This window comes from Kocuria sp. NPDC057446 (genome assembly GCF_042802875.1).
In the GTDB taxonomy this organism is placed as follows: domain Bacteria; phylum Actinomycetota; class Actinomycetes; order Actinomycetales; family Micrococcaceae; genus Kocuria.
In genome coordinates, this window is sequence record NZ_JBHVDI010000182.1 from 1 (window position 1) to 6,653 (window position 6,653).

Consider the following 6,653-nt stretch of genomic DNA (forward strand, 5'->3'; position numbering starts at 1 on the left):
GCCCGAGGGCGGCGCCACCGGGATCGTCCGGGTCAGGCCTGGACGATGTTGTGCTCGGGGCCGTACGGGAACTTGGTGATGTTCTCGGCGCCGTCCTCGCCGACGACGAGGATGTCGTGCTCGCGGTAGCCGCCGGCGCCCGGCTCGCCCTCCGGGACCGTGATCATCGGCTCCATGGACACGACCATGCCCGGCTCCAGCACCGTGTCGATGTCCTCGCGCAGCTCCAGGCCGGCCTCGCGGCCGTAGTAGTGGCTGAGCACGCCGAAGGAGTGGCCGTAGCCGAAGGTGCGGTTGGCCAGCAGGCCGTGGGAGACGAAGATCTCGTTGAGCTCCGCGGCGATGTCCTTGCACACCGCGCCCGGCTTGATCAGCTCGAGGCCGCGCTCGTGGACCTGGACGTTGATCTCCCACAGCTCGCGCGAGCGGGCGTCCGGCTCGCCCAGGAACAGGGTGCGCTCCAGGGCGGTGTAGTAGCCCGACGTCATCGGGAAGCAGTTCAGGGACAGGATGTCCCCGCGCTGCAGCGTGCGGGTGGTGGCCCAGTTGTGGGCGCCGTCGGTGTTGATCCCGGACTGGAACCACACCCAGGTGTCGCGCACCTCGCGGTGCGGGAAGGTGCGGGCGATCTCGTGGACCATCGCCTCGGTGCCGGCCAGCGCGACCTCGTACTCGGTGATGCCCGCCCGGATCGCGGCGCGGATGGCCTCGCCGCCGAGGTCGCCGATGCGGGCGCCGTGCTTGATGACCTCGATCTCCTCGGCGGACTTGATCATGCGCTGGCGCATGGCGTCCTGGGAGACGTCGGTGAGCTCGGCGCCCTCGAAGGCGGCCTGGATGCGCTGACGGGTCAGCAGCGGCAGGGCGTCGTCCTCCACGCCGATCCGGCGGGCGGTGACGCCGCGCCGGCGCAGGGCCTCCTGGAGGCCGTAGTAGAAGTTGTCGCGCCGCCAGTCGGTGTAGACGATGTTGTCGCCGTAGCTGGTGCGCCAGGGCATGCCGGCGTCGATGTTGGCGGTGACCGTCACGGAGTCCTCGGCGGTGACGACCAGGGCGTAGTTGCGGCCGAACGTGGTGTACAGGAAGTCCGAGTAGTACTTGATGCCGTGGTAACTGGTGAGGATGACGGCGTCGAGCTGCTGCTCCGCCATGATCCGCCGCAGCCCGGACAGGCGGCGCTCGAACTCGGCGTCGGAGAAGGTCAGCTGCTGCTTGACCCCGTTGTGCAGGGTCTTCAGGCGCTCGAGCTCGGCGACGGAGGCGGCGGGGGCGGTGAGCGGCGAGGTGGTCATGGTCGTCCTTTCGTGGAGCGGTTCCCGGACAGACGGTCCCGGGTGGGTCGTGGGAGGCGCCGCACCGCGAACTCGGTGGCGCGTGCCCCAGCGGTGGGCGTCACAGCGCTCCGTTGGTGCTGGGTCCTGATGTCCTCAACTGTCTGTTGTTGCGATCAGCACAACCGAGTTGCTTCACTGTAGGAAGTGATGAGCACCACAGTCAAGGACTTATACGCGAACGTCACAAATGCGAGAACCGGGGCGATTACCCACAGACTTTGAGACGCAGGGGTGTTGCATTCATCGCAACAGGGACGCCAATGACCGCCGCGGGGCACCCAGGGTCGCCCCTCAGGAGGAGCGCAACACTCTTCCGCACCTCGTATATAAGTGATATATCTATTGACGACAATGATGTGGTCCGCCTCACCAGCCGGTGGCGCAGGGCATGCGCCGCGGCCGGCCCGTGGTGACGCGGGGCGCGAACCGTCCGGTGGACGCGGAGGCGGTACCGACGCCCCGCCGGCAGCCGGACCGTGACACCTCCGTCCTGGGCGGGGTGCGGCACGCGACGTTCCCCGACGACACGACAGATGCCCGCTCGAACGCACCCTGAGGAGCACGATTCCGATGACCTACGTTCTTCCGTTCACCGAGATCGATCTGTCGGACCTGGAGGAGGTCGGGGGCAAGAACGCCTCCCTGGGGGAGCTGATCCGCAACCTGGACTCCGCCGGGGTGCTGGTGCCGGCGGGTTTCGCCACGACGGCGACGGCGTTCCGGGAGTTCCTGCGAACGGACGGGCTCGACGAACGGATCGCGGAGTTCCTCCAGGGCCTGGACACCGCCGACGTGGGCGCTCTGGCCGCGGCGGGGGCGCGGATCCGGTCCCTGATCCTGGCCGCACCCCTGCCGGCCGCCCTGGAGGACGCGGTCCGCGCCGCCTACGCGGAGCTGGCCGGTGCCCAGCCGGCGGGGGTGGAGGTGTCCTGGGCGGTGCGCTCGAGCGCGACCGCGGAGGACCTGCCGGACGCCTCCTTCGCGGGGCAGCAGGAGACGCTGCTGAACGTGCGCGGGGTGGCGAACGTGCTGGCGGCGGTCAAGGAGGTCTTCGCCTCGCTCTACAACGACCGGGCGATCGCCTACCGGGTCCACCACGGCTTCGCCCACGCCGAGGTCGCGCTCTCGGTCGGGGTGCAGCGGATGGTGCGCTCCGACCTGGGGGCCTCCGGGGTGATGTTCACCATGGACACCGAGTCCGGGTTCACCGACGCGGTGTTCCTCACCTCCTCCTACGGGCTCGGGGAGGCCGTGGTGCAGGGGGCGGTGAACCCCGACGAGTTCTACGTCTACAAGCCCGCCCTGGCGGCCGGGCGGCCGGCGGTGCTCAAGCGCGGGCTCGGGGCCAAGGCCCTGCAGATGACCTACACCGACTCCGCCGAGCTCGGCGAGACCGTGGGCTTCGTGCCCGTGCCGGCGGAGCAGCGGGGCCGGTTCAGTCTCACCGACGCGCAGGTGGAGCAGCTGGCCCGCTACGGGGTGGCGATCGAGGCCCACTACGGGCGGGCGATGGACATCGAGTGGGGCCTGGACGGCGTCGACGGGCGCCTGTACATCCTGCAGGCCCGCCCCGAGACGGTGCTCTCCCGCCGGGCCGGCGGCACGGTCGCCCGCTACCGGCTCCACGAGACGGCCCGGGTGCGAGCCGAGGGGCGGGCGATCGGTCAGCGCATCGGCGCCGGGCAGGTCCGGGTGCTGGAGTCGATCGAGCAGATGGCCTCCTTCCAGGCCGGGGACGTGCTGGTGGCCTCGATGACGGACCCGGACTGGGAGCCGATCATGAAGAAGGCCGCCGCGATCGTCACCGACCGCGGCGGGCGCACCTGCCACGCGGCCATCATCGCCCGGGAACTGGGCATCCCCGCGGTGGTCGGGGCCGGCAACGCCACTCAGGTGCTGACCGAGGGAGACCCGGTGACGATCTCCTGCGCCGAGGGCGAGACGGGCCTGGTCTACGAGGGGCTGCTCGACTACACGGTGGAGGAGGCCGCCCTGGGCTCCATGCCGGACGCGCCGCTGAAGATCATGCTGAACGTGGGCACCCCGGAGCAGGCGTTCGCCTTCGCGCAGCTGCCGCACCACGGGGTGGGACTGGCGCGGCTGGAGTTCATCATCAACCGCCAGATCGGCATCCACCCCCTGGCCCTGCTCGCGCTTCAGAACGGCTCCCCGGAGCTGCCGGCCGAGGTGGCCGGGCAGATCCGGGAGCGGATCGCCGCCTACGACGGCCCGCGCGAGTACTACGTGCAGCGCCTGGCCGAGGGCATCGCCACGATCGCCGCCGCCTTCGCCCCGGAGCCGGTGATCATCCGGCTCTCGGACTTCAAGTCCAACGAGTACGCCAACCTGCTCGGCGGCCCGGCCTTCGAGCCCGAGGAGGAGAACCCCATGCTCGGCTTCCGCGGTGCCTCCCGGTACCTCTCGGAGAGCTTCCGGGCGGCCTTCGAGATGGAGTGCGCCGCGGTGCGGCACGCGCGCACCACCATGGGCCTGACCAACATCAAGCTCATGGTCCCGTTCGTGCGCACTCTCGCCGAGGCCGAAGGCGTGATCGGGCTGCTGGCGGCCAACGGCCTGGCCCGCGGCGAGGAGGGCCTGGAGATCGTGATGATGTGCGAGCTGCCCGCCAACGCCCTGCTGGCCGAGGAGTTCCTGGAGCACTTCGACGGGTTCTCCATCGGCTCCAACGACCTCACCCAGCTCACCCTGGGCCTGGACCGCGACTCCGCCCTCGTCGCCTCCTCCTTCGACGAGCGCAACCCCGCCGTGAAGAAGCTGCTGGGAATGGCGATCACCGCCTGCCGGGCGAAGGGCAAGTACGTCGGGATCTGCGGGCAGGGTCCCAGCGACCACCCCGAGCTCGCCGCCTGGCTGCTGGACCAGGGCATCGACTCGGTCTCGCTGAACCCCGACGCCGTGGTGGACACCTGGCTGGCCCTGGCCGCCACCGCCCAGCCCAGCAGGTGAGACCACCCTGGTCCGGGTGCGCACGGCACCCGGACCAGGGCACCGCACGCACCCCGAGCACCCACTCCGAGCACGGCCCCGGACGGAGGACGCACCATGAGCAGAGAGCAGGAGCAGCAGTGACCGAGACGTGTCCGGTGGCGTTCTTCCTCTCCGACAGCACCGGGATCACCGCCGAGACCCTGGGCAACACGCTGCTCACGCAGTTCCCGGCCCAGCACGTCGAGCGCCACACCGTGCCGTTCGTCATCACCGTGGAACGGGCACGGCAGATCGCGCACCGCATCGACGCGGTCACGGCGGCCGGGCGGACGGCGGTCGTGTTCTCCACCGTCGTCGACCCGGGCATCCGCGCTGTCCTCGCCGGCAGCCAGGGCTTCTTCGTGGACCTGTTCGGATCCCATCTCCCCCAGCTCGAGACCGCGCTGCACGCCACCGCGAACCTCCTGCCGGGGCGGGCCCACGGGCTCGGGGACGCCCTCCGCTACCAGTCCCGGATGGCGGCGGTCGAGTACGCGATGGAGCACGACGACGGCCAGTCCGTGCGCGCCCTGGAGCAGGCCGAGCTGATCCTCATCGCCCCCTCACGCTGCGGCAAGACCCCCACCAGCATGTACCTGGCCCTGCAGCACGGCATCCGCACCGCCAACTTCCCCCTGGTCGACGAGGACTTCGAACGCCGGTCCCTGCCGCCGCCCATCACGGCCCACCTCGGCAAGTGCTTCGGCCTCACCTCCCAGCCCCTCAGGCTCAGCCAGATCCGCCAGGAACGACGACGGTCGACCGTCTACTCCTCCCTCGCCCAGTGCACCTGGGAACTGCGCAACGCCGAGGAGCTGTACGCCCTCCACCACGTCCCGCACGTCAACTCCGCCGCCATGTCCGTGGAGGAGATCTCGGCCACGATCCTGGACCGCATGGAGCTCGGCGAGGTCGACCCCGAACGGACCGGCCGTCGCCGGTGACGGTGCGCCCCGGTCCGACCTGGGCCGGCGTCGCGCACGGCGGCGGACGGCGCACGTGCCCGGCCGCCGGCGGACCGGTCCTGGATCCACGAGGCCGGCGGGCGGCACGGGGACGCCTCCTGGCGCACCCGGCACCGAGGCGTCCCCCGGAGGATCCCTTGACAGGGCGATCGAGCACCCGGAGACTCTTTCCACGGCCAGCGTTGCACATACCGATACGCGTTGCATCAAATGCGCCTATGTCGATCTGCGGTGGTGGACGGAGTTCCCACCCGGCGGTCGACCACCGGTCACGGAGGACAGCGACCGGACCCCGACACGGAGAGGAAGACCCGATGCACCGAGTTCACCGCGTGGTGTCCGGGGCCGAGGCCCCGGCCTTGCGCACGAACACGGCATCCGCACCGGCTGCCGAGGCCCGCGACGCCGCGGAGACAGAGCGATGAGCTCCGGCTGCGTCTCCGGGCAGATGCCGGTTCCGCGCCGGAGCCGCCCCGAGCACGCGCAGACCACGACCGCCTCGGCCGAACCCCGCGGAGGGGTGAGAGTGGAACGGCTGGTGACCTCGGGCACGTTCTCCCTGGACGGGGGCACCTGGGAGGTCGAGAACAACGTCTGGATCGTCGGCGACGACGAGCAGTGCCTCGTCATCGACCCGGCCCACGACGCCGCTGCCGTCGCGGCGGCGGTGGGGATCCGCGACACCCGGGCGATCCTCCTGACCCACGCCCACGACGACCACATCCGCGCTGTTCTCGAGGTCGGGGAGGCGCTCCGCGCCCCCGTGCACCTGCACCCGGCCGACATGATGCTGTGGCAGCAGACCCACCCGACCACCGGTCCCGATGCCGAGATCGCCGACGGCGACCGCTTCACGGTGGCCGGGGCACAGCTGGTCGCCCTCCACACCCCCGGGCACTCCCCCGGCTCGGTGTGCTTCTCCGCCCCCGGGCTCGGGGAGGACGGAGTGCTGTTCTCCGGGGACACCCTGTTCCGGGGCGGACCCGGGGCGACCGGTCGGTCCTACTCCGACTTCGACGTCATCGTCGAGTCCGTCCGCACCCGTCTGCTGACCCTGCCGGAGGGCACCGAGGTCCTCACCGGGCACGGTGAGCCCACCACGATCGGCGCCGAGGCGCCGCACCTGCAGGAGTGGATCGACCGCGGTCACTGACGGACGGCCGCCGGCCCGGCCCGTCGCCCGTGCCGGGCCGGACTGTCACGCCCCCTCTCATCCCAACCACCCCAAGAGGCATCCCGCCCCGGCGCACGGTCGGCGCGACCGGCCTCACGACGAAGGAGTCCCGTGTCCCACCATCCCATTCGCGTGGCCGTTGCCGGTGTCGGCAACTGCGCCTCGTCGCTGATCCAGGGCGTGCACTTCTAC

At 70.9% G+C, this 6,653-nt stretch carries 4 protein-coding genes; 3 read left to right on the forward strand and 1 reads right to left on the reverse strand.

Annotated features, from left to right (window positions below; genetic code table 11):
- Positions 1-32 precede the first annotated feature (32 nt).
- Positions 33-1,292: a M24 family metallopeptidase gene (locus ACFU0Y_RS16170; protein WP_380215659.1), complete on the reverse strand. Its 1,260-nt coding sequence runs from the start codon at positions 1,290-1,292 to the stop codon at positions 33-35.
- 612 nt (positions 1,293-1,904) lie between these two features.
- Here ACFU0Y_RS16170 and ppsA point away from each other — a divergent pair.
- The 3 genes from ppsA (at position 1,905) to ACFU0Y_RS16185 (ending at position 6,440) form a co-directional block, all read left to right on the forward strand.
- On the forward strand, positions 1,905-4,301 hold the full coding sequence (gene ppsA / locus ACFU0Y_RS16175; RefSeq protein ID WP_380215661.1) for a phosphoenolpyruvate synthase: 2,397 nt from the start codon (positions 1,905-1,907) through the stop codon (positions 4,299-4,301).
- A gap of 119 nt (positions 4,302-4,420) precedes the next feature.
- The gene (locus ACFU0Y_RS16180) at positions 4,421-5,266 is read left to right on the forward strand and encodes a pyruvate, water dikinase regulatory protein (RefSeq protein WP_380215663.1); all 846 of its coding nucleotides are present in this window, start codon (positions 4,421-4,423) and stop codon (positions 5,264-5,266) included.
- A gap of 559 nt (positions 5,267-5,825) precedes the next feature.
- The gene (locus ACFU0Y_RS16185; RefSeq protein ID WP_380215665.1) at positions 5,826-6,440 is read left to right on the forward strand and encodes an MBL fold metallo-hydrolase; all 615 of its coding nucleotides are present in this window, start codon (positions 5,826-5,828) and stop codon (positions 6,438-6,440) included.
- Positions 6,441-6,653 lie beyond the last annotated feature (213 nt).